The 21,734-nt window shown below is 45.8% G+C and carries 25 protein-coding genes and 1 riboswitch; of the genes, 20 read left to right on the forward strand and 5 right to left on the reverse strand.

Annotated features, from left to right (window positions below; all coding sequences use genetic code 11):
- The first annotated feature begins 101 nt into the window (after window positions 1-101).
- The 7 genes from AB1K89_RS06530 to sufB all read left to right on the forward strand — a co-directional run bounded on the left by AB1K89_RS06530 (window position 102) and on the right by sufB (window position 7,014).
- Window positions 102-1,301, forward strand: a complete 1,200-nt coding sequence (locus AB1K89_RS06530; RefSeq protein ID WP_413053960.1) for a dicarboxylate/amino acid:cation symporter — start codon at window positions 102-104, stop codon at window positions 1,299-1,301.
- Window positions 1,302-1,391: 90 nt separating this feature from the next.
- Window positions 1,392-1,538, forward strand: coding sequence for a hypothetical protein (locus AB1K89_RS06535; protein WP_413053961.1), 147 nt, complete (start codon window positions 1,392-1,394; stop codon window positions 1,536-1,538).
- Window positions 1,539-1,773: 235 nt separating this feature from the next.
- Window positions 1,774-2,553, forward strand: coding sequence for a Fe-S cluster assembly ATPase SufC (sufC, locus tag AB1K89_RS06540; RefSeq protein ID WP_413053962.1), 780 nt, complete (start codon window positions 1,774-1,776; stop codon window positions 2,551-2,553).
- Window positions 2,554-2,571: 18 nt separating this feature from the next.
- The gene (gene sufD / locus AB1K89_RS06545) at window positions 2,572-3,876 is read left to right on the forward strand and encodes a Fe-S cluster assembly protein SufD (protein WP_413053963.1); all 1,305 of its coding nucleotides are present in this window, start codon (window positions 2,572-2,574) and stop codon (window positions 3,874-3,876) included.
- Window positions 3,876-5,096 carry a cysteine desulfurase gene (locus tag AB1K89_RS06550; RefSeq protein WP_413053964.1) on the forward strand — a complete coding sequence of 407 codons (1,221 nt, stop codon included), beginning with the start codon at window positions 3,876-3,878 and terminating at the stop codon, window positions 5,094-5,096. Before sufD ends, AB1K89_RS06550 begins: the two co-directional genes overlap by 1 nt.
- Window positions 5,096-5,536: a Fe-S cluster assembly sulfur transfer protein SufU gene (gene sufU / locus AB1K89_RS06555; RefSeq protein ID WP_413053965.1), complete on the forward strand. Its 441-nt coding sequence runs from the start codon at window positions 5,096-5,098 to the stop codon at window positions 5,534-5,536. Before AB1K89_RS06550 ends, sufU begins: the two co-directional genes overlap by 1 nt.
- A gap of 80 nt (window positions 5,537-5,616) precedes the next feature.
- Window positions 5,617-7,014 carry a Fe-S cluster assembly protein SufB gene (gene sufB, locus AB1K89_RS06560; protein ID WP_413053966.1) on the forward strand — a complete coding sequence of 466 codons (1,398 nt, stop codon included), beginning with the start codon at window positions 5,617-5,619 and terminating at the stop codon, window positions 7,012-7,014.
- Here the strand turns inward: sufB and AB1K89_RS06565 are convergent.
- Complete coding sequence (locus AB1K89_RS06565; protein ID WP_413053967.1) at window positions 7,003-7,497, reverse strand: hypothetical protein; 495 nt, start codon at window positions 7,495-7,497, stop codon at window positions 7,003-7,005. The two genes, sufB and AB1K89_RS06565, sit on opposite strands and share 12 nt — an antisense overlap.
- 125 nt (window positions 7,498-7,622) lie before the next feature.
- Here AB1K89_RS06565 and AB1K89_RS06570 point away from each other — a divergent pair, with 125 nt between their 5' ends.
- The 11 genes from AB1K89_RS06570 to AB1K89_RS06620 all read left to right on the forward strand — a co-directional run bounded on the left by AB1K89_RS06570 (window position 7,623) and on the right by AB1K89_RS06620 (window position 18,253).
- The gene (locus AB1K89_RS06570; protein ID WP_413053968.1) at window positions 7,623-8,483 is read left to right on the forward strand and encodes a DUF72 domain-containing protein; all 861 of its coding nucleotides are present in this window, start codon (window positions 7,623-7,625) and stop codon (window positions 8,481-8,483) included.
- Window positions 8,484-8,485: 2 nt separating this feature from the next.
- Window positions 8,486-9,310 carry a sulfite exporter TauE/SafE family protein gene (locus AB1K89_RS06575; RefSeq protein ID WP_413053969.1) on the forward strand — a complete coding sequence of 275 codons (825 nt, stop codon included), beginning with the start codon at window positions 8,486-8,488 and terminating at the stop codon, window positions 9,308-9,310.
- Window positions 9,311-9,313: 3 nt separating this feature from the next.
- Window positions 9,314-10,750 (forward strand): bifunctional metallophosphatase/5'-nucleotidase, encoded by a 1,437-nt coding sequence (locus AB1K89_RS06580; RefSeq protein WP_413053970.1) that lies wholly within the window; start codon window positions 9,314-9,316, stop codon window positions 10,748-10,750.
- A 21-nt stretch (window positions 10,751-10,771) separates the two neighbouring features.
- Entirely contained in the window at window positions 10,772-11,587 is an 816-nt protein-coding gene (gene yunB / locus AB1K89_RS06585) for a sporulation protein YunB (RefSeq protein WP_413053971.1), read from the forward strand.
- 55 nt (window positions 11,588-11,642) lie between these two features.
- Window positions 11,643-11,817: riboswitch (Lysine riboswitch) on the forward strand.
- A gap of 138 nt (window positions 11,818-11,955) precedes the next feature.
- A complete protein-coding gene (locus AB1K89_RS06590) occupies window positions 11,956-13,533 on the forward strand; it encodes a Na+/H+ antiporter NhaC family protein (protein WP_413053972.1) in 1,578 nt (525 codons plus the stop codon).
- A gap of 278 nt (window positions 13,534-13,811) precedes the next feature.
- Window positions 13,812-15,353 carry a sodium-dependent transporter gene (locus tag AB1K89_RS06595; RefSeq protein WP_413053973.1) on the forward strand — a complete coding sequence of 514 codons (1,542 nt, stop codon included), beginning with the start codon at window positions 13,812-13,814 and terminating at the stop codon, window positions 15,351-15,353.
- Between the two features lie 12 nt (window positions 15,354-15,365).
- Window positions 15,366-15,473, forward strand: coding sequence for a methionine/alanine import family NSS transporter small subunit (locus AB1K89_RS06600; protein ID WP_252503941.1), 108 nt, complete (start codon window positions 15,366-15,368; stop codon window positions 15,471-15,473).
- 166 nt (window positions 15,474-15,639) lie between these two features.
- Window positions 15,640-16,602, forward strand: coding sequence for a lipoyl synthase (gene lipA, locus AB1K89_RS06605; RefSeq protein ID WP_413053974.1), 963 nt, complete (start codon window positions 15,640-15,642; stop codon window positions 16,600-16,602).
- Window positions 16,603-16,618: 16 nt separating this feature from the next.
- A complete protein-coding gene (locus tag AB1K89_RS06610) occupies window positions 16,619-16,921 on the forward strand; it encodes a YutD family protein (protein WP_413053975.1) in 303 nt (100 codons plus the stop codon).
- 106 nt (window positions 16,922-17,027) lie between these two features.
- The gene (locus tag AB1K89_RS06615; RefSeq protein ID WP_413053976.1) at window positions 17,028-17,477 is read left to right on the forward strand and encodes a DUF86 domain-containing protein; all 450 of its coding nucleotides are present in this window, start codon (window positions 17,028-17,030) and stop codon (window positions 17,475-17,477) included.
- Window positions 17,478-17,479: 2 nt separating this feature from the next.
- Window positions 17,480-18,253 carry a TIGR01457 family HAD-type hydrolase gene (locus AB1K89_RS06620; protein ID WP_413053977.1) on the forward strand — a complete coding sequence of 258 codons (774 nt, stop codon included), beginning with the start codon at window positions 17,480-17,482 and terminating at the stop codon, window positions 18,251-18,253.
- 144 nt (window positions 18,254-18,397) lie between these two features.
- Here AB1K89_RS06620 and AB1K89_RS06625 read toward each other — a convergent pair whose 3' ends face one another.
- Window positions 18,398-18,634: a YuzB family protein gene (locus AB1K89_RS06625; RefSeq protein ID WP_413053978.1), complete on the reverse strand. Its 237-nt coding sequence runs from the start codon at window positions 18,632-18,634 to the stop codon at window positions 18,398-18,400.
- Window positions 18,635-18,772: 138 nt separating this feature from the next.
- Between AB1K89_RS06625 and AB1K89_RS06630 the strand changes: the two genes are divergently transcribed.
- Entirely contained in the window at window positions 18,773-19,837 is a 1,065-nt protein-coding gene (locus AB1K89_RS06630) for an NAD(P)/FAD-dependent oxidoreductase (RefSeq protein ID WP_413053979.1), read from the forward strand.
- Window positions 19,838-19,915: 78 nt separating this feature from the next.
- Here AB1K89_RS06630 and AB1K89_RS06635 read toward each other — a convergent pair whose 3' ends face one another.
- Window positions 19,916-20,242: a YuzD family protein gene (locus tag AB1K89_RS06635; RefSeq protein WP_413053980.1), complete on the reverse strand. Its 327-nt coding sequence runs from the start codon at window positions 20,240-20,242 to the stop codon at window positions 19,916-19,918.
- Window positions 20,243-20,326: 84 nt separating this feature from the next.
- Between AB1K89_RS06635 and AB1K89_RS06640 the strand changes: the two genes are divergently transcribed.
- Window positions 20,327-20,563, forward strand: coding sequence for a NifU family protein (locus AB1K89_RS06640; RefSeq protein ID WP_060210554.1), 237 nt, complete (start codon window positions 20,327-20,329; stop codon window positions 20,561-20,563).
- Here the strand turns inward: AB1K89_RS06640 and AB1K89_RS06645 are convergent.
- Both AB1K89_RS06645 and AB1K89_RS06650 read right to left on the reverse strand, forming a co-directional pair.
- Entirely contained in the window at window positions 20,480-21,013 is a 534-nt protein-coding gene (locus tag AB1K89_RS06645) for a hypothetical protein (RefSeq protein WP_413053981.1), read from the reverse strand. The genes AB1K89_RS06640 and AB1K89_RS06645 overlap by 84 nt on opposite strands.
- Complete coding sequence (locus AB1K89_RS06650; protein ID WP_413053982.1) at window positions 20,968-21,663, reverse strand: DUF2225 domain-containing protein; 696 nt, start codon at window positions 21,661-21,663, stop codon at window positions 20,968-20,970. The genes AB1K89_RS06645 and AB1K89_RS06650 overlap by 46 nt, the downstream gene beginning before the upstream one ends.
- Window positions 21,664-21,734 lie beyond the last annotated feature (71 nt).

The raw sequence follows: 21,734 nt of genomic DNA on the forward strand, positions 1-21,734 counted from the left end.
TAAAGTATAAAAATTCATAAAGGTGTTCCCATTTTTTCTTTGCTATGGTAAAGTGGTTTTATTGTTTTAATAAACATTTGTACATTTGAGGAGGACATTTTATGAAAAGGAAGTTAGGCCTCATATGGCGAATCATTATCGCTATAGGGCTTGCGGTGGGCATAGGTCTGTTGCTCCCAGAAATACATGAAGGTTTTGCGCACTGGTTCACCAGGTTATTCGCGACGTTCAACATGATCTTTGGCGGTTTTCTAAACTTTGTAGTACCGTTTATTATTATTGCATTCATAGCACCTGGGATAGCGAAACTTGGTAGTGGGTCTGGAAAATTGTTGGGGTTGGCTACTGTGCTTGCATATGCTTCTACGATTGCAGCAGGAATCTTGGCATATTTTGCTGCAACATCGATTTTGCCTAATTTCGTAGGCAACATCGGCTCTAAATCTGTTGAAAACGCAGGGCAGTCCCCGGCTGTCACATTTTTTGAACTTGAAATGACTCCTGTCATGGGCGTCATGTCGGCACTATTGCTCGCTTTCATATTCGGTATTGGCATGGCATCGATCAACAGCAAAACGATGCTATCGTTCTTTGAAGAGTTACATACCCTAATTGAAAAAGTCATAACGTTCGTCATCATCCCGTTATTACCTTTCCATATTTTCGGCATATTCCTTAACATGACATACAGCGGGCAAGTGGCGAAAGTGTTGTCGGTCTTCTCACTCGTATTCGTTATGGTAATCGCGCTCCATATCGTCATGTTGGTCATTCAATATACGGTTGCCGGAACGCTTTCTAAGAAGAATCCATTCTTCCTTATGAAAACGATGGCACCTGCCTATATGACAGCAATCGGAACGCAATCATCGGCTGCTACGATTCCGGTGACTTTAAGACAAGCTAAGAAGACAGGAGCTTCCGAGAAAGTAACAGATTTCACGGTTCCGTTATTCGCAACGATCCACCTGTCCGGCAGTACGATCACTCTCGTATCCTGCTCAATCGGAGTCCTGCTCATGAATGGCATGTCATTCAGCTTCTCAAGCTATCTGCCTTTCATCCTCATGCTAGGCGTAACAATGATTGCAGCGCCTGGAGTTCCAGGAGGAGCCGTAATGGCAGCAGTTGGCCTACTCGGCACAATGCTCGGATTCGATGAATCAATGGTCGCATTGATGATCGCGCTCTACATGGCCCAAGACAGCTTCGGCACGGCTACCAACGTAACCGGCGACGGTGCACTAGCCATAATCGTAGACCGCCTAACTCCAAAAGTAAAAGGCGTAGAAGCGGAGTAATATTTAATTTGTAAAGTAGAAGAGGGAACTTGTTTTTCCTATCTTCTACTTTTTTATTTGTGGTTAAATGTAAGAGGATTTATTTTAGGATTGAAGCGTAAGGCGGCGACTCCAGCGGGACCAGCACGAGCTGAAGACCCTGGACTGAGCGAAGCGAGGGAAGCGGCTGAAGCCGTGCCCGCGGAAAGCGTCCGCCTGCAGCGAAAATCCGGGTTCTATCTCGGGTTCTATCTATGAAAGCTTGTTGGCAATGAAGAAAACTATATTCATTGATTCTCAATAAGCGCCGGATAATTGAAAATGGGCTACCTTGCAAATAATATAGCAAAACGTTGAAATAATCGTATTTTCCCCATAAAACGATAATAATTCTTAATGATTTGCAACAACGTGCCGAATGAGCTAAAATTAGAATGATACTAAATAGAGAATGGCTTACCCCGTTCATCTTTATCATATTGGAGGTATTGGAATGGCAACTTTGGAAATCAAAGACCTTCACGTCGAAATTGAAGGTAAGGAAATATTGAAAGGCGTCAACCTAACAATCAATACAGGTGAGATCCATGCGATCATGGGACCTAACGGAACCGGTAAATCGACACTTGCATCTGCAATCATGGGCCACCCAAAATATGAGGTCACTTCCGGAACTGTCTTGCTTGACGGCGAAGATGTCCTTGAGATGGAAGTGGATGAGCGCGCGAAGGCAGGACTTTTCCTTGCGATGCAATACCCGAGTGAAATTAACGGAGTAACGAACGCGGACTTCATGCGCTCAGCAATCAATGCGCGCCGTGAAGAAGGCGATGAAATATCCCTTATGAAATTTATCCGTGAATTGGACAGCAAAATGGAAGTCCTTGAAATGGATCAAGATATGGCAACACGTTATCTTAACGAAGGATTCTCAGGCGGAGAGAAAAAGCGCAACGAAATCCTTCAGATGATGATGATTAAGCCGAAATTTGCGGTGCTCGACGAAATCGACTCCGGACTCGACATCGATGCATTGAAAGTCGTTTCCAACGGAATCAACGAAATGCGCGGAGAAGGATTCGGATGCCTGATCATCACTCACTACCAACGCCTCCTCAACTACATCACGCCTGACTTTGTCCATGTCATGATGCAAGGCAAAGTTGTAAAATCCGGCGGAGCAGAGCTTGCGAAACAGCTTGAAGCGAGCGGTTATGATTGGATTAAAGAAGAATTAGGAATCGAAGACGAAACAGTTGGACAAGAAGCATAAGAAAGGGGACGATTCAAAATGACGGTTAAAACAACAATGGCATTGACCGAACAGGACGTCCGCTCTTTTTCCGCAAACATGAATGAAGCCGATTGGATGGCAGAATTCCGCGCAGATGCGTTAGCGAAAGTGGAACAGCTTCCGATGCCAACACCAGATAAAACAAAAATTGACAAGTGGAACTTTGTAGATTTCCCTGTACATGCAGTGGAAAGCTCTACCTACGCAACACTTGCAGACTTGCCTGCCGAAGCGAAAGAATTGGTCGGCGCAGATCAACAGAACGTTTATGTTCAACATAATAATACACCTGCATTCATTTCACTTTCTGATGAGTTGAAAGCGAAAGGTGTCATCTTGACGGATATCTTCACTGCCTCACGCGAACATGCCGATCTAATGAAAAAGTATTTCATGACGGATGGCGTGAAAGTGGATGAACATAAACTAACAGCATTGCACGCAGCACTTATAAATGGCGGCGTATTCGTCTATGTGCCGAAAAATGTCGAAGTCGCAGAACCGCTTCAAGTTCTATTTTTACACGATGACGCACAAGCATCTCTCTTCAATCATGTTATCGTCGTAGCTGAAGCGAACAGCTCCTTGACATACGTGGAGAACTATTTGTCCACAGTCGAAGAGGCTACAGGACAGGCGAATATCATTGCGGAAGTTTTCGCGGGCGATAACGCGAAAATCATCTATGGTGCAGTGGACGTCCTTGCAAAAGGATTCACGACTTACGTCAACCGCCGTGGAGTTGCAGGAGTGAACAGCCGAATCGAATGGGCATTAGGATTGATGAACGACAGTGATACAATCTCTGAAAACATTACGCACCTCGTCGGAAACGGCTCTTCAAGTGATATGAAGACAGTCGTTGTCGGCCGAGGAAGCCAAAGGCAGAACTTCACATCTGAAATCGTCCATTGGGGACTTGATACAGATGCATTCATCCTTAAGCATGGCGTTATGAAGGAGTCCGCTTCTTCCATCTTCAACGGCATCGGCAGAATTGCCAAAGGTGCTACAAGATCGAACGCGGTCCAAGAATCACGGATTTTGATGCTAAGTGAAAAAGCCCGTGGAGATGCGAACCCGATCCTATTGATCGATGAAGATGATGTTACTGCCGGTCACGCTGCATCCGTAGGCCGTGTAGATCCGCTTCAATTGTTCTACTTGATGAGCCGTGGAATTTCGCAACAGGAAGCAGAACGCCTAGTCATCCATGGTTTCCTTGCACCTGTAGTAAGCAAATTGCCAATCGAAGGTGTCAAGAAGCAATTGACGGAGGTTATTGAAAGGAAAGTGCGCTAATGCTCAGCAAAGACATCCGCAAACATTTCCCGATACTTGACCAGGAGATCAACGGGCATCCGCTCGTATATTTAGACAGTGCCGCGACTTCCCAAAAGCCGCGGCAAGTCATTGAGGCAATCAGTGACTACTATTTGTACGACAACGCGAACGTCCACCGTGGCGTCCATACATTAGGCAATCGAGCTACGGATCATTATGAAGGGGCGCGTGAAAAAGTCCGCAAGTTCATCAATGCGAAATCCACTGAGGAAATCATCTTTAATCGTGGAACGACTACAGCCCTTAATATGGTAGCTCAAAGCTATGGTCGCGCGAATGTCGGCGAAGGCGATGAAATCGTCATCACCCATATGGAACACCATGCCAATATTATTCCGTGGCAGCAATTGGCGAAGGAAAAAGGTGCAATCCTGAAGTATGTCGTTTTGGAAGAGGATGGCACTCTCTCCCTTGATAAAGTTCGTCAAACAGTCACCGATCGTACGAAAATCGTTTCGATGATGTACGTATCCAACGTACTTGGCACGATGAATCCTATTAAGGAAGTTACAGAGATTGCGCATGCCCATGGCGCTGTGATGGTCGTCGATGGTGCGCAGGCCGCTCCTCACATGAAATTGGATGTCCAAAACTTGGATTGCGATTTTCTCGCTTTTTCAGGCCATAAGATGTGTGGCCCTACGGGGATTGGTGTCCTTTATGGAAAGAAAGAATTATTGAATGAAATGGAGCCGGTTGAATTCGGTGGTGAAATGATCGATTTCGTTGGTCTTTACGAATCTACATGGAAAGAGCTTCCGTGGAAATTCGAAGGAGGAACGCCGATCATTGCAGGCGCCATCGGATTGGGCGCTGCCATCGATTTCTTGGAAGAGATCGGATTAGATCAAATTGAACGGCATGAACACGAGCTTGCAGGTTATGCTATGGAGAAAATGTCCTCAATTGATGGTTTGACGATTTATGGACCTCTTGATCCGGAAAAGCGTGCCGGCATCGTGACGTTCAATTTGGATAATGTCCATCCACATGATCTTGCCACGGTACTAGATATGAACGGAATCGCAGTGCGGGCAGGTCATCATTGTGCGCAGCCGCTTATGAAATGGCTAGAATGTTCAGCGACAGCCCGCGCAAGCTTCTATCTGTACAACACGGAAGAAGATGTTGACCGTCTCGTAGAAGGACTCCGTATTGCAAAGGAGTATTTCCAATAATGCCAACAAACAATTTAGACCAGCTATATCGTTCAGTCATCATGGATCATTATAAAAATCCACGGAACAAAGGTGTACTGGAAGAGAATAACGTCACAATCGACATGAATAATCCGACGTGCGGAGATGTCATTCATTTGACTCTTAAAGTGGAGGACGGCATCGTACGGGATGCCAAGTTCGAAGGGGAAGGCTGCTCGATCTCCATGGCATCCGCATCGATGATGACACAAATTATCAAAAACAAAGACGTGGACACGGCAGTTAAGTATGCCCATTTGTTTTCTGACATGATGCTCGGAAAAGAAATTGATGATTCCATTGATTTCGGTGATATCGAAGCCCTATCCGGCGTTGCCAAATTCCCTGCGCGCATCAAATGTGCAACGCTCGCATGGAAGGCGATGGAAAAGGGAATCGGTCAAGAATCCGAGCAATAAACAAAACGGTTCCCGGCGAAAAGTTGTACAGCCGGGCAACTGGGGCAATGTAAGACAAATGTTAGAACGGAGGAATAATGATGGCTAAGAAAATGCCTGATATTGGCGATTACAAATATGGTTTCGCAGATAAGGACGTATCTGTTTTCCGTTCGGAGCGTGGGTTGACACGTGAAATTGTTGAAGAAATTTCGAGAATGAAAGAAGAGCCACAATGGATGCTGGACTATCGTCTGAAATCCCTTGAGATCTTCTACAGCAAACCGATGCCTCAATGGGGCGGAGATTTGAATTCGCTTAACTTCGACGAAATCACATATTACGTAAAACCTTCCGAAGCGACAGAGCGTTCGTGGGATGAAGTTCCGGAAGAAATCAAGCGTACATTTGATAAACTAGGGATCCCTGAAGCTGAGCAAAAATACCTTGCGGGTGTATCTGCACAGTACGAATCTGAAGTTGTTTACCACAACATGAAATCAGAACTTGAAGATCTAGGAATCGTCTTTAAAGATACAGACTCGGCTTTGCGTGAAAACGAAGAGCTGTTCAGAAAGTATTGGGGAACAGTCATTCCGAACACAGACAATAAGTTCTCGGCTTTGAACTCTGCTGTTTGGTCTGGTGGTTCATTCATCTATGTACCACCTGGCATCAAAGTGGAAACGCCACTTCAAGCGTATTTCCGTATCAACTCGGAAAACATGGGTCAGTTCGAGCGTACTTTGATCGTTGTAGATGAAGGCGCAAGCGTCCACTATGTTGAAGGATGTACAGCACCTGTTTACACGACGAACTCACTTCATAGTGCGGTCGTTGAAATCATCATTAAAAAAGATGCGTACTGCCGTTACACAACAATTCAAAACTGGGCAAACAACGTTTACAACCTAGTTACGAAGCGTGCAGTGTGTGAAGAAAACGCAACTATGGAATGGATCGACGGCAACATCGGTTCGAAGCTTACGATGAAATACCCTGCATGTATCCTTAAAGGTGAAGGTGCACGTGGTATGACATTGTCCATCGCTTTGGCTGGTAAAGGGCAGCACCAAGATGCAGGAGCAAAAATGATGCACTTGGCGCCGAACACGTCATCCACGATCGTTTCAAAATCGATTTCCCAACATGGCGGTAAAGTAACATACCGTGGAGTTGTCCACTTCGGCCGCCGTGCAGACGGTGCGCGTGCAAACATCGAATGTGACACGCTCATCATGGATAAATTATCGACGTCCGATACGATTCCATACAACGAAATCTTTAACGACAACATTTCACTGGAGCACGAAGCGAAAGTTTCCAAGGTATCAGAAGAGCAGCTCTTCTACTTAATGAGCCGCGGAATTCCTGAGCTCGAAGCGACTGAAATGATCGTTATGGGCTTCATCGAGCCATTCACAAAAGAATTGCCGATGGAATACGCAGTAGAAATGAACCGCCTCATCCGTTTTGAGATGGAAGGTTCAATCGGTTAATAAAAGACTACGAAAAACCGCCTCATTGCAGGCGGTTTTTTCATTTTCTGCAATCGCGCCCAAAGCGAGGCGTCCCGCGCCCAAAGCGAGGCGTCCCGCGCCCAAAGCGAGGTGTCCCGCGCCCAAAGCAAGGTGTCCCGCGCCCAAAGTGAGGCGTCCTGCGCCCAAAGCGAGGTGTCCCGCGCCCAAAGTGAGGCGTCCCGCGCCCAAAGCAAGGTGTCCCGCGCCCAAAGTGAGGCGTCCCGCGCCCAAAGCGAGGTGTCCCGCGCCCAAAGTGAGGCGTCCTGCGCCCAAAGCGAGGTGTCCCGCGCCCAAAGCGAGGCGTCCCGCGCCCAAAGCGAGGTGTCCCGCGCCCAAAGTGAGGTGTCCCGCGCCCAAAGTGAGGCGTCCTGCGCCCAAAGTGAGGTGTCCCGCGCCCAAAGTGAGGTGTCCCGCGCCCAAAGCGAGGTGTCCCGCGCCCAAAGTGAGGCGTCCCGCGCCCAAATTAAAGTGCTCCGTGTCTAGACGCCAAGCTTAGTCCTCAAAACTATGGTGCAAAATGGCGGAATCACCCTGTGGACATATGATATGATGACAATATTCATCTACGAACGGAAAAGAGGGATACTATGATTCAAGTCGGATTGACAGGATGGGGAGACCATCCAGATGTCTATTCCCCAACCTCCAAGAAAAATGAAAAATTGATCGATTACAGCTCTCACTTTCCAATCGTTGAGCTAGATGCATCCTTTTACGCCATCCAACCGGAACGTAATATCCGAAAATGGATCGATGAAACACCTGACGATTTCCAGTTCATCGTAAAGGCCAATCAAGGAATGACGGGACATCAACGAGGAAAGCTTCCATATTCAACTCCTGAAGAAATGTTCCAGCAATTCAAGCTTTCTATCGATCCGATGCGGGACGCCGGAAAGATTGCTATGATTCTCGTTCAATTTCCACCATGGTTTGATTGCAAAAGAGAAAATGTAGAACAGATTAGATACATTCGGAGTCAGTTAGAAGGGTACGACGTGGCGATAGAGTTTCGCCACCAATCATGGTACGCTCCAAGCATGCAGGAAAGGACTCTTTCATTTCTTGAGGAAATGAATTTCATTCATACTGTATGTGATGAGCCGCAAGCTGGCGTTGGCAGCGTTCCTCTCGTTGCCGAAACAACACGCAACGATAAAGTGTTTTTCCGCCTTCATGGCAGGAATGTGAATGGCTGGCAAAATACAACGGGTGATAGTGAAGCGTGGCGTAAAGTCCGATATCTCTATAATTACGCGGACAGTGAATTGGAGGAAATTCGTGAAGCGGTCCGAAAATTGGAGAGCGAAACGGAGAACGTGTTTGTCATTTTTAACAATAATTCTGGTGGCCATGCAGCTGAGAACGCAAAACGCTTTCAAAAAATGATGGGCATTGACTTCCAGGCACTCGCACCTAAGCAGCTTGACTTTTTTGAGGAGGAATAAGAATGGCGTTTCTGTTATTGGCAATTATCGGTGCAATATCCGGCGTAATGGGGTCGATTGTCGGGCTCGGAGGCGGAACGATACTTGTTCCGCTGACACTATTAGTCGGCATTAATTTTGGTTGGATTCCCGGCATCACGCCGCAAAGCGTCGTCGGAATTTCAGTCATCATGATGATCTTTAACGGTCTATCTTCCACCATTTCGCATATGAAAGGGAAGACGGTCGACTTCCGGACGGGATGGATTTTTTTCGCGGGCTCCATACCAGGGTTGATGATTGGTGCATTTGTAAATAAAGGAATGGATTTGCCATCATTTAATTTATACTTTGGCATCTTGCTCATTGTCCTATCTATCCTATTGCTAGCGCGTAAATATTTAAAACCGATCCATTGGTTTGTAGAGCGCGGCAAACCGAGGACGTTTATCGATTCACATGGAGAGACACATGTGTATGGGTATCCGATTTGGTTCGCGCTCATATTGACATTCATCATCGGATTTGCATCCGGCCTATTCGGCATCGGAGGTGGAACGATGATAGTGCCGGCGCTAATTCTTCTGTTCCTGTTTCCGCCGCATATTGCAGTCGGTACATCAATGTTCATCGTGTTCTTGTCAGCTATCGTAAACTCCGCCGCGCATATCTCGTTAGGGCATGTGCCTTGGCTTTATGCACTTCCGGTCATTCCGGGCGCCTATATCGGAGGCATGATCGGGACGATGCTTAATAAGAAGATGAATTCGGAAACATTGGTCCTCGTGTTGCGGATTATGCTGTTATTATTCGGAGTAAGGTCAATTATCGAGGGGATTTGGGGTTGAGCTATGAAACACGGTATCGAAACAATCCATTTATATCATACGAATGATATCCATAGCCATTTTGACAGTTGGCCGAAGATCAGTAGGCATCTCCAATCAAAGAGACAGCAGCACAATTCCGAAGAAGAGGCTTGCTTCATTTTTGACATCGGAGACCATGTTGACAGGTCGCACCCATTCACAGAAGGAACTAACGGCAAGGGAAATGTCGCATTGCTGAACAGTGCTGGATATGATGCGGTGACAATCGGCAATAATGAAGGCATTACGATGTCCAAAAAAGCATTGAATACCCTCTACAAAGGAGCGGAATTCGACGTCGTCCTTTGCAATTTAACGGAGACGGATGACTCATTTCCGAAATGGCTGGAGCCTTATAAAATATACGAAACGGCTCTAGGTGTAAAAATCGGAGTTATCGGCGCGACGGCAATGTACACGGACTTTTATGCGAAATTAGGATGGCGTATCGAAGAGCCGAGGCATGTACTGAAAAAAGTGGCCATGGAGATTCAGCATAAAACGGATATCATTATTTGCCTTTCGCATTTAGGTGTGAATGAAGACAGGCTTCTTGCTGCAGAATGTGAGCTGTTCGATGTCATTTTAGGTGCGCATACCCATCATTTATTCCCGGAAGGAGAAATGGTGAATGACACTTTACTAGCCGCCACAGGCAAGTTTGGTGAATATGTAGGACATGTTGAAATCCACATCGATCTGGACAGTAAGAATGTCGTCGAAAAAAGAGCGGAAGTTGTCCATGTGAACGAGCTGGAAAGCCATGAAGAAGATATCCAGGATGTAAATAATCTCATTCAAGCAGGGAAGGAAGCGCTGGAGGAAAAAGTCTTCTATAACACAAGTCCGTTAAAACAACAGCTCTTCGTGGAAAGTCCGATGTCCTCATTTTTCGGAAGGGCATTGATTGATTATACAGGTGCGGATTGTGCTATGTTCAACGCAGGGATCTTCTTAGGAAGCCTCGAAAAAGGCTGGGTGACGAAACGCATGGTACACTCCTTGCTTCCGCATCCGATCAATCCATGTACAATCACGCTGGACGGGGCGGAGTTGCTGGAAATTTATAAGCTCGCTGGCAACGAATCGTGGCCGGAAACGGAAATCAAAGGGCTTGGCTTTCGTGGAAATTTCATGGGTAAAATGATCTTTGAAAGGCTCTTCAGAAAAAGCGCCGGAGAACTGTATGCGGGCAATCGGAAAGTCGTTGCCGGAAAAACCTTCAAACTGGCAACACTAGACATGTTCACATTCGGCTTCTTTTTCCCCGTTTTGAAAGAGGCGAAGAAAGAGTATCATATGCCCGAACTGATTCGGGATGTATTCGTTTGGTACGGGATGAAAAGAGATGGCAGAGTCAATAAGGATGATACTGAAAGCACTTCACGAACAAGAATGAACGACCCCGGTCCTGCATAATATTAGGCAGGAGGGGTCGTTTTGAGATTTTACGGGCAGCCGTCTCGAAATTATAAAAAATGGAATCGGTATCGCCGTTCCAGTAATAATGGCAGGCCTCGCAGGAAGCGCCGCTTATTGCCGCTTCTTTTTCCAGCGTTTCTTGTGACAATCGCCCTGTTTCTTTATTTTGTAAACTCAAAACTCACTCCGATTTATCTGCAATACGCGGAAGTTGAAACGGAGAGGATTGCAGCGCATGTCATTACACAGGCAATTAAATCAAGATCTACTGATATCTATGATGTGAGTGAAATCATCGAAAATGTACCGAATGATTCACCTGGAATGGTGACAAATACATTGAATGCTGAGATCATTAATAAAACGAGGGCGGAGATACATAGCCTTGTAGAGGCGCATCTAAAAATGGCTGAGAGCGGAAATTTGGAAATGCTGCCTCTCAGTGAAAATATCGAATATGATCCTGAGGCAATGGAGGCTGACGGAGGAGTCGTCTTCTTCGTGCCGATGGGGCAAGCGACGGGCATCCCTATGATCGGGAACTTTGGCCCTAAAATTCCGATTCGGTTCCATGTCATTGGGGAAGCACAGACTACTGTCGATACAGGTATTACAGAGTTCGGCATTAACAACGCAATGGTCGAAGTGAATATATTGGTTACGGTCAACGTCCAGATCATCGTTCCTTTGGCGACGCGGAAAAGTGTCGTGGAACAGAAGATACCTGTTGCGATCGGTTTGATTCAAAGTCCTATTCCTCAAATATATAACCGGGGAGGGGAGAACCCCCCTCAAATAGAAGTGCCGTATCCGATCATTGGTGGCGGAAAATAATAAGCTCTTGAAAAAAGGGTGATTACCTGTTACGCTAGTAGCACAAGAGGAACACCGATTAGGTAGAGGCTGCAAGGCTTATTAGTAATGGACGCGAGATTGGCATCGATGACCGCCCGTGAAAGGAAGTTTTGCCGAAGCATGTACTGGGTTGCCTATCCATTCATGCTGGGGTTATTCCGAATAGGAATGACACTGTCATGCGAATCGCATGATGAGCTACAGATCGTACGTTAGATAAAACATCTTAGATTATCTTACAAACGAACCGTAGAATAAGCCGACACCTACTACACATTCTAGTGTAGAGGGTGTCGGTTTTTTTCATTCTAAAAACCTACCGTTCCGAAAAATTGGAGGAAATTTTTATGATAGGCACTTGGGTTTCAATTTTGCCGCCAATCGTGGCAATTGTTATGGTGTTGGCGACAAAAAGGGTATTATTATCACTTGGATCGGGGATTGTGACAGCGGCATTATTGGTCGCAAGCTTTTCACCGGTCGATACGTTGCAAAATCTTTGGACTGCAATGATCGTCTCTTTCTGGTCTGAAGGGGAATTGAATACGTATAATATTTTCATCATGGTTTTCATTTTATTATTAGGAGTCATTACCGCATTTGTCAGTTTGTCCGGCGGAAGCAGGGCGTTTGCGGAATGGGCCGTCAAGCGCATTAAAACGAGACGCGGAGCGAAGTTGCTGACAGTGCTCCTTGGAATCCTTATTTTCGTAGATGATTATTTCAATTCATTGGCTGTCGGGCAAATTGCACGACCGATTACGGATCAGCATCGCATTTCAAGGGCGAAATTGGCATACTTCATCGATTCCACATCCGCTCCGATTTGTGTTATCTCGCCGATTTCCAGCTGGGGAGCATTTCTCATCGGCCAATTGGCTCTTATCTTTGGCACGTCTGCTGCAATCAGCTACTCGCCATTATCCGCATTTCTCATGATGGCACCGATGAATTTTTACGTTATCGCTACATTGGCAATGGTGTTTTTCTTTGCTTGGACAAATATCGATTACTTTGAAATGAAAAGACATGAAACACGCGCCCAAGAAAAAGGAGAACTTTTCGACCCGAACAAAGAGATTCCGGGTCAATTGAAAGAGGATTTTCCTGTCCATTCCTATGGACGTGTCATTGATTTGATTGCACCGATCATTACTTTAGTCATCGTTACATTAGGGATGATGATTTGGACAGGCTATCGCATCGGCGGATCGGCAAGCATTTGGACTATTTTTGAAAACACCGACGTTCCATTGTCATTGATGGTCGGTGGTCTTGCGGGAACAGTATTAGCAGCAGTCCTTTACCTATCACAAATGGGGAAAAACGAGACAGCTTCCTACAGCCTTGTAGGCAAAGCGTTTATAAGTGGTGTCGGCGCTATGATGCCAGCAATTCTCATCTTAATTTTTGCATGGGGATTGACGCATTTAATTGGCGTATTGGAAACAGGGCCTTTCTTATCAAGTGTTGTGGAACAGTCAAATGTGCCTGTCAACTTCCTGCCGGCCATCATGTTTGTGCTCGCCGGATTAATGGCATTTTCGACAGGGACTTCGTGGGGCTCTTTCGGCATCCTTCTTCCGATTGCCGGAACGATTATGATCAATGCGGAGCCAGAACTGCTTCTTCCGGCATTATCTGCTGTATTGGCAGGGGCTGTTTTTGGAGATCACTGTTCACCGATTTCTGATACGACGATTCTATCTTCGACGGGCGCAGGATCCAACCATATGGATCACGTATCTACACAGCTCCCATATGCTTTGATTTCAGCAGGCATTGCTGTAATCGGCTACTTAGTCCTTGGGCTCACAGGATCGGTTTGGATCGGACTTGCAGCAGTTATCGTCCTAATCGCTGGTTTGTTTACTGTATGGACATCAAAACGGAATAGAGCAGAAGTGAAAGCAACTTCCTTCTAACTGATATAAACTGTCACAACCGCCGGTCACTCGGCGGATGTGGCATTTTTTGGTTTGAGTTTCAACCGGACATATATCGATGTTCCCAATCATAAATTTCCACTACCGGTACCCATTCAGAAGACGATAAAGGGGAAAAGTCATAATACGAAATGGGTATTTTTTCAATAAAAAAACATTTTGACAATAGATACTAAGACGGATATACTTATTTTAAGATTATATAATAATCTGAAAATGTTAAACTTTTAACATAATCAAAGGAAAGGGGAATTGTAATGGAACAGCGTTCACAATGGGGGACCCGCGCCGGCTTTATTTTAGCGGCTGTCGGATCTGCTGTCGGTCTAGGTAACATCTGGCGTTTTCCATACGTTGCGTATGAAAACGGCGGTGGGGCATTTTTTATACCTTACTTATTTGCACTTCTGACCGCAGGTATTCCAATCTTGATCATGGAATTTACGATAGGTCATAAGTATCGCGGTTCAGCTCCTCTATCATTCTTTCGTATGAAAGGAAAAGGGGCTGAGTGGTTGGGATGGTGGGGCATATTCGTCTCGTTCGTCATCTCAACATATTATGCAGTCATCATCGCTTGGGCAATGAAGTACACGATCTATTCCTTCAATATGGCATGGGGGGATGATACTGGAGGATTCCTATTCGGAAGCGTACTTAACTTGGCGGATAATCCTGGGGAAGTCGGCGGGCTTGTGCCAGGAGTGCTTGTTCCGCTCATCCTCGTTTGGGCAATCGCCTTCATTATTCTTTTGGCAGGAGTTAAACGAGGAATCGAGTTGGCGAACAGGATTTTCATTCCGACGCTTGTCGTCGTGTTCCTTCTTGTCGTCATCCGGGCAGTCACTCTTGACGGGGCGGCACTCGGTCTAGATGCATTCTTCAAACCGGACTTAAGCAAACTGGCAAATTCTCAAGTATGGGTAGCGGCATATGGACACATCTTCTTCAGTCTTTCCATAGCTTTTGCCATCATGATTACATACTCAAGTTACTTGCCGAAGAAGTCGGATATTACAAATAACGCATTCATTACTGGATTTGCGAATTCAGGATTCGAATTACTTGCGGGAATCGGAGTGTTTGCCGCGCTTGGCTTCATGGCGACACAAGCGAACACTTCGGTTGCAGAAGTTGCTTCCGCTGGCGTTGGACTCGCGTTTGTCGTATTCCCGAAAATCATTAATGAGATGCCTGGGATGAATGGACTTTTTGGAGCCTTGTTCTTCCTGTCTCTCGTCTTGGCAGGTCTTACATCGCTCATCTCGATCTGTGAGACGTATATCGCAGGGGTTTCGGAGAAATTCAATATCTCGCGTACAAAGTCCGTCCTTTTCGGTGTAGGGCTTGCAGCAATTATCTCATTGCTGTTCGCTACACGCGGCGGTTTGTATTTCCTCGATGTCGCCGATTACTTCATCAACCAGTTCGGTGTAGCAGCAATCGGTTTGGTCGAGGTCATTCTAATCGCATGGGTCTTCAAAAAGCTTCGCGTTTTCGAATCGCATGCGAATGAAATCTCGGATATACGCGTCGGCATGTGGTGGAAAGTTTGTTTAAGTGTCATAACACCACTAGTCCTTGGGTATATGATGATAGACTTGGTGCGCAAAAACATTATGAAATTGCATACAGACGCGGAAGGAAACGTGATTGGAAACTACGAAGGATATCCGGATGCGTTCATCATGTCAAGCGGCTGGATGGTTGCATTATTCGCCATCATCATGGCAATCATATTTACGGCACTGAAATGGAACAAGAAAGCATTGGACTCAACAGACTACGATAATCGATAAGGAGGATTCGCTATGAGCGGTGGAGCTATTTTCATGATGATTCTCGGAATCCTCGTCATTTGGGGAGGACTTGCGGGAAGTATATTTTGGGCAGTATCCAAATCCAAAGGCAGAGCCTGATTCTGTATGAATTGAAATGACCAATGAAGAAAGCGCCTTTTATATGGCGCTTTCTTCCTATTTTCCTAGTATTACCATTGAATTTTCTATGTTATCGATAGTTGTTGGAAGTCAGAATATATGTTACATTGACAGAAGTGATATACTGCAAAACAAGCAACTAGGAATGGAGTCGGTTATCGTGTCATGTAGACCAGAAATAGGGAAAAAGACAGAACATGTTCGAAAGCCCGATTGGCTTAAAATTAAATTGAACACGAACGAAAACTATACGGACTTAAAAAAATTAATGCGCGAAAAAAACTTACATACCGTATGTGAAGAAGCACGTTGTCCAAACATCCATGAATGCTGGGGCGAACGCCGTACGGCTACATTCATGATTCTAGGTGCTATTTGTACACGCGCTTGCCGTTTCTGTGCAGTGAAAACCGGATTGCCGAACGAACTTGATTTGGCTGAACCGGAACGTGTTGCGGATTCCGTTTCCCTCATGAACTTGAAGCACGTTGTAGTTACAGCGGTTGCGAGAGATGACTTGAAGGACGGCGGATCGGCTGTATTTGCTGAAACGATCCGTGCCATTCGTCGCAAAAACCCGTTTACGACTGTTGAAGTGTTGCCTTCCGACATGGGAGGGGATTATGATAATCTAGCGCGCTTAATGGACGCGAAGCCGGATATACTAAATCATAATATCGAAACGGTCCGCAGGTTGACGCCGAGAGTCCGAGCACGGGCGACATATGACCGTTCGTTGGAGCTTCTTCTCCGTGCAAAGGAAATGTATCCTGAAATCCCGACGAAATCTTCCTTAATGCTTGGGCTTGGCGAGACAATGGAGGAAATTATTGAAACGATGGATGACCTACGTGCCCATAAAGTCGATATCATGACGATCGGCCAATATTTACAGCCTACGAAAAAACATTTGAAAGTCCAAAAATATTACACGCCTCAAGAATTTGGAGAGCTTCGTAAAATTGCAATGTCTAAAGGATTTTCACATTGTGAAGCGGGTCCATTGGTACGTTCAAGCTATCATGCGGACGAACAGGTCAATGCCGCAGCAAAAGAAAAACAGCGGATCGGAGACGCCCTGTTAGAATCAACAACGGTGCATAGCTGAAATGGCGGTGATAAGTTTGGTAACAATAAATAACTACGAATACGAAATTATTACGGATTACCGGGATGGTTTCAACGAGGAAGCATTGGTCGCAAGGTTTAGCGATGTGCTATCTAAATACGACTATATTTTAGGCGATTGGGGTTACGGTCAGCTCCGGCTGAAAGGTTTTTACGAGGATCGTAATTCCAAGGCGACATATGAAACGAAAATAAGCACATTACAGGATTATCTTTATGAATACTGTAATTTCGGATGTGCCTACTTTGTCCTTCAAAAAGTCGGAAGGGTGAAGGTGCAGCCGGTCGAACAGGAATAGGATGGATGAACCGCTTCGTACATAGGATGCTGTGTACAAGGCGGTTTATTCGTGTGCCCATTATGATATGATGGAGTGGAGTTTAGACTACCGGGAGGGAACAACTTTGTACTTTATCGACCGTCAAAAAATCAATGAAACACTTGCTTATATGGAAAGCCTTCTCGCTTTATTTGAAGGGCATCAAAAATGGAATGAGAGCAAAGTCCAATCGCTAGCACTCGAAAGGATTGCACATACGCTCGTCGAGTCAATCATCGATGTAGGCAATTCCATGATCGACGGCTTCATTATGCGTGATCCTGGAAGCTATGACGATATTATCGACATCATGGAAGATGAGAAAGTGATTACGGCTGAAATGAGTGACCCGTTGAAAAAAGTGATCGGACTCCGAAAGATGATCGTCCGGGAATTTGTTGAAGTGGACAATGAAGAGATTGAAGCGGTTTTACTTGAAACAAAGGAAGAAATTAAAGCATTTCCGGATAAGGTAAGGCATTATTTGGAGAATGAACTCGGTCCTGTTTCCGCCTTCAGCCCGCTGGAGCAATAAAGATGGACAACTACAAAGCGGTTTGCTTTGACTTGGATGGGACTGTCTACCGGGGAAATGAAGTGATTCCGGAAGCTGCTATCTTAATTGAAGAACTTCAGCGAAGCGGCATTGAACCTTATTATATAACGAATAATTCTTCTCGGACGGCAAACCAATTTCAAACGAAACTCCAGCGGATGGGAATTGAGACAACACCGGAACAGATCATGACATCGGCCATTGCCTCCGCAAAATATTGCAAAGCGCATTTCGACGGTGCATCCATCATGATGATTGGCGAAGAAGGGCTAGAACAAGCACTCGTTTCGGAAGGGTTTGAGCTGACTTCACAAAGCCCGGACGTCGTCGTCATTGGAATCGACCGCAGCATTACATATGAAAAACTCGCTGCCGCCAGTTTGGCGATACGCGCTGGGGCGGTTTTTATTGCGACGAATGGCGATCGAGCATTCCCGACAGAAAGAGGGCTCGTCCCGGGGAATGGCTCGTTTGTGAAGCTTTTGGAATCGACGACGGATCGCACTGCTATCGTTATTGGAAAACCGGAGCCGCATATGCTGCATTTCATTCAACAAAAAGGGTATAGGAAAGACGAAATGGTCATGATTGGTGACAATTACGAAACCGACATCCAGGCAGGAATCCGCTTCGGCATCGATACGATCTATGTAGAGGGCGGCGTCACAAGTTTGGAGACGGTGAAGGCGCAGTTGGAGTTACCGACATATCTTTACAAAAGCCTTGCAGATTGGAATAAAAAAGAACCGCAATGAAAATTACGGTTCTTTCTTGTCTTCGTCTAGCTCTGGGTGGCAGCCTCTCGGGTCGCTTCGGTCTTGAAAGAAAAGGCAAAAAGTGCCTTTTTTTCAAGTCCTCCAGCGCCTGTCGAGACTAAACGCCACTCTCCGCTTTTGAAATTAGAATAAAGGATTTTCTTCTATGAATTGAAAAATCCGCTCTGTCAATTCTTCTGGTGTGTCTGCTTCGACGACTTCACCATTGACGAGTGCATATAATCCTTCAGCACATTTCGTGCAATAACTGAGACAGCCATATTCCAACACATCTATATTTGGATCCCTTTCCAACGCTTCCAATGTCTTCTGTGAACCGTTAGCAAGATTGCTCATACAGAATTCTACGATCGGATTCACGACGATCACCTCACCTACTTGGCATGCTACTCTTATTTTCATCTGTCGTCAAATAGGATGTCTTATTGTGAAACATGTCACAAACTGTTATAATCATGATGGGAATAAATCGGAAAACGATTGGCAAAGGAGAAAACTATGAGAAAACTAGTGTTATTAGGTGCAGGCTATGGTAATATGCGAATTTTGCTTCGTCTACTCAATAAAGAATTGCCCGCTGATCTGGAAATCACATTGATTGATAGAACACCTTTCCATAGTCTTAAAACAGAATTTTATGCATTGGCAGCGGGAACGGCACCAGACTCGGACATCCGTGTCGCCTTACCATCCCATGAAAAGCTAAAGGTTGTTGAAGGGGAAATCGCAAGAATCAAATTGGAAGACAAAGCAATCGCCCTCAAAAATGGTGAAGAGATCTCTTACGATGAGCTTGTCATCGGACTCGGATGCGAGGATAACTACCATGACGTTCCGGGAGCGGCGGAATACACGAGCAGCATCCAGACAATCGGCCAATCTCGCGCTACTTACAAGCTGCTTCAAGGTCTTGGCGGCGGTGCGACAGTCGGCATAGTCGGTGCTGGATTGAGCGGAATCGAACTGGCGAGTGAGTTGAGGGAAAGCCGGCCGGATTTGAAAATCAAATTATTCGACAGGGGACCACGCATCCTCAAAGACTTCCCGGAACGACTCAGCAATTACGTCAAAGATTGGTTCGACAAACATGAAGTAGAAGTCATTTCAAACTCGAACATAACGAAAGTCGAAGAGAATGTCCTCTACAATCACGAGGACCAAATCCATGTCGACGCCGTCGTATGGACTGCCGGAATCCAGCCGGTTTCAATTGCACGTGAACTGGATGTGGAAATGAACAGGGGACGCATCGTGCTGAACCAATATCACCAAATTCCAGGATACGAAGATGCGTATGTCGTCGGTGACATCGCAGACCTGCCTCACGCGCCGAGCGCCCAGCTTGCGGAAGAGCAAGCGGAGCAAATCGTCCGTGTGCTACGCCACGTATGGAACAATGAACCTTTGCCAGAAGAGATGCCGGAAATCAAGCTCAAAGGCTTCATGGGCTCACTAGGAAAGAAACAAGGCTTCGCCTACCTTGCAGACCGTACCGTTACAGGACGCATTGCAAGACTGTTGAAGTCGGGTGTGTTATGGATGTACAAATGGCATAATGGATAATAGTAAAAACCTTTTCCACAACACGCGGAAAAGGTTTTTTTGGTTCTCAGTTAACTTGCTTCATTATCAATAAAAACATTAAGCGGGAGTAAATCCATACTTCTCCAACTCATTGAACACCGGTTTCAACTGAATATAGCCTTCGCCGATCACTTCATCCTCGATAATGACAAGCGGATAGAAATACTCATCATTCCTCACTTGCTCCGCAATGCCTTTCTGTTTCGGATCCGCGATGTCCGATTCAATATCGATGTATTCAATATGAAATGGCTGATCAGGATACTTCCTGCCAATTGCTGCCTCCAGCCACTCGTATGTATCTTTTGAAGAAGGTGCATTCACACAGCTCGCGCATATAATATCCGCTCCGTAAATTTCGATTTTTACTTTGTTTTTCTCCACGATTATGACCCCTTCCGATTCTCTATTGGATTTTTTCTTCAATCCAGTTTATAATAAGTATAATGAAAGGAGAGAAATAATACAATGACAGATACAGCGATGATGGAACCCGTACAAGAAGTTTTAAATAAATTGCGCCCATTCCTGCTTCGGGATGGCGGAGACTGTGAACTCGTAGATATTGAAGAGGGAGTTGTTAAGCTTCGTCTCCTAGGTGCTTGCGGCACATGCCCAAGTTCAACAATCACTTTGAAGGCAGGTATTGAACGAGCTTTGCTTGAAGAAGTACCTGGCGTCGTCGAAGTCGAGCAAGTATTCTAATTGAAAAAGGGACTGTCCAGAAGAAATTTCTGCGACAGTCCCTTTTGTTTTCAATTTATTAACGCGCGCGTCCAAAGCGAGTCGCTCCGCGCCCAAAGTGAGGCATATCGCGCCCAAAGCAAGGCATTCCGCGCCCAAAGTGAGGCATTCCGCGCCCAAAGTGAGGCATTCCGCGCCCAAAGCAAGGCGTTCCGCGCCCAAAGCGAGCCATTCCGCGCCCAAAGTGAGGTGCTCCGCGCCCAAAGCAAGTCGTTCCGCGCCCAAAGTGAGGTGTTCCGCGCCCAAAGCAAGGCGTTCCGCGCCCAAAGCGAGGCATTCGCGCCCAAAGCAAGGCGTCCCGCGCCCAAAGTGAGGTGTTCCGCGCCCAAAGCAAGGCGTTCCGCGCTCAAAGCCATACACCTCATTTATGAGTGAGCATTTTTCTCGCGCTTCTCCCTGATCTCCTGCCATCTTTCTTTAGCCATCTCGATAATGTGAGGATCGGTCGCCGTCCTTTGACTTTCGATGACCCGTGAAAAGTTCCGGATCGCCTCATCCATATCACCGATTTGAAAAGATAGTTCGGCCATCAGATACAAAACCCTCGTCTCGGACATTTGCGTCCCGGCATGATACCCCGAAGTATACGCCTCTGTATACAAATTTCGTGAGACTGTCCTGAACCGTTTACTAGACTCAATGTCTTCCTTATCATCATACAACCAAGCAATCCGTAGCATAATGCCTGCCATCGTCAACGATTTCTCTTTCTTCACACTCGCACTGACGTAAGCGAGTTTATAAGCTTCAATCGCCTCGTCGATTGTACGTTCATCCCCGAACGACCTGCCGCTCCAAAGGGAAGTGATCTTTTGTGCAATTTCCTCTTTCACACTGGGTGCAAAATAACTGGAAAACTCATCGGTGAAGGCAAATCCACAATTTGGGCAAACAGCCACGTTATATAAAATCGGATTAACACTAGCATCCGCATATATCGGTTTAAAATCGCTTTCATGCTTCGTAACACGAACGAAGCGTGAACGGATCTTTGTTGTCGTAAATTTCTCGATGCAGTTTAAGCATTCCATTTTCTTAACATACGTCGGACTAACTTCCAATCATCATCATCCTTTCGTACAATTCTTTCTATTATACATCAACATCATTTAGATTGAGTTAATATCATTGC

The organism is Sporosarcina pasadenensis, assembly GCF_047228845.1.
Classification (GTDB): Bacteria; Bacillota; Bacilli; order Bacillales_A; family Planococcaceae; genus Sporosarcina.

What these genes read in the sequence shown, in the direction of transcription:
- AB1K89_RS06530 (WP_413053960.1), top strand. Translation starts at nt 102, where the DNA reads ATGAAAAGGAAGTTAGGCCTCATATGGCGAATCATTATCGCTATAGGG.
- sufC (WP_413053962.1), top strand. Translation starts at nt 1,774, where the DNA reads ATGGCAACTTTGGAAATCAAAGACCTTCACGTCGAAATTGAAGGTAAG.
- sufD (WP_413053963.1), top strand. Translation starts at nt 2,572, where the DNA reads ATGACGGTTAAAACAACAATGGCATTGACCGAACAGGACGTCCGCTCT.
- AB1K89_RS06550 (WP_413053964.1), top strand. Translation starts at nt 3,876, where the DNA reads ATGCTCAGCAAAGACATCCGCAAACATTTCCCGATACTTGACCAGGAG.
- sufU (WP_413053965.1), top strand. Translation starts at nt 5,096, where the DNA reads ATGCCAACAAACAATTTAGACCAGCTATATCGTTCAGTCATCATGGAT.
- sufB (WP_413053966.1), top strand. Translation starts at nt 5,617, where the DNA reads ATGGCTAAGAAAATGCCTGATATTGGCGATTACAAATATGGTTTCGCA.
- AB1K89_RS06570 (WP_413053968.1), top strand. Translation starts at nt 7,623, where the DNA reads ATGATTCAAGTCGGATTGACAGGATGGGGAGACCATCCAGATGTCTAT.
- AB1K89_RS06575 (WP_413053969.1), top strand. Translation starts at nt 8,486, where the DNA reads ATGGCGTTTCTGTTATTGGCAATTATCGGTGCAATATCCGGCGTAATG.
- AB1K89_RS06580 (WP_413053970.1), top strand. Translation starts at nt 9,314, where the DNA reads ATGAAACACGGTATCGAAACAATCCATTTATATCATACGAATGATATC.
- AB1K89_RS06590 (WP_413053972.1), top strand. Translation starts at nt 11,956, where the DNA reads ATGATAGGCACTTGGGTTTCAATTTTGCCGCCAATCGTGGCAATTGTT.
- AB1K89_RS06595 (WP_413053973.1), top strand. Translation starts at nt 13,812, where the DNA reads ATGGAACAGCGTTCACAATGGGGGACCCGCGCCGGCTTTATTTTAGCG.
- AB1K89_RS06600 (WP_252503941.1), top strand. Translation starts at nt 15,366, where the DNA reads ATGAGCGGTGGAGCTATTTTCATGATGATTCTCGGAATCCTCGTCATT.
- lipA (WP_413053974.1), top strand. Translation starts at nt 15,640, where the DNA reads ATGGAGTCGGTTATCGTGTCATGTAGACCAGAAATAGGGAAAAAGACA.
- AB1K89_RS06620 (WP_413053977.1), top strand. Translation starts at nt 17,480, where the DNA reads ATGGACAACTACAAAGCGGTTTGCTTTGACTTGGATGGGACTGTCTAC.
- AB1K89_RS06630 (WP_413053979.1), top strand. Translation starts at nt 18,773, where the DNA reads ATGAGAAAACTAGTGTTATTAGGTGCAGGCTATGGTAATATGCGAATT.
- AB1K89_RS06640 (WP_060210554.1), top strand. Translation starts at nt 20,327, where the DNA reads ATGACAGATACAGCGATGATGGAACCCGTACAAGAAGTTTTAAATAAA.
- AB1K89_RS06645 (WP_413053981.1), bottom strand. Translation starts at nt 21,013, where the DNA reads ATGGCAGGAGATCAGGGAGAAGCGCGAGAAAAATGCTCACTCATAAAT.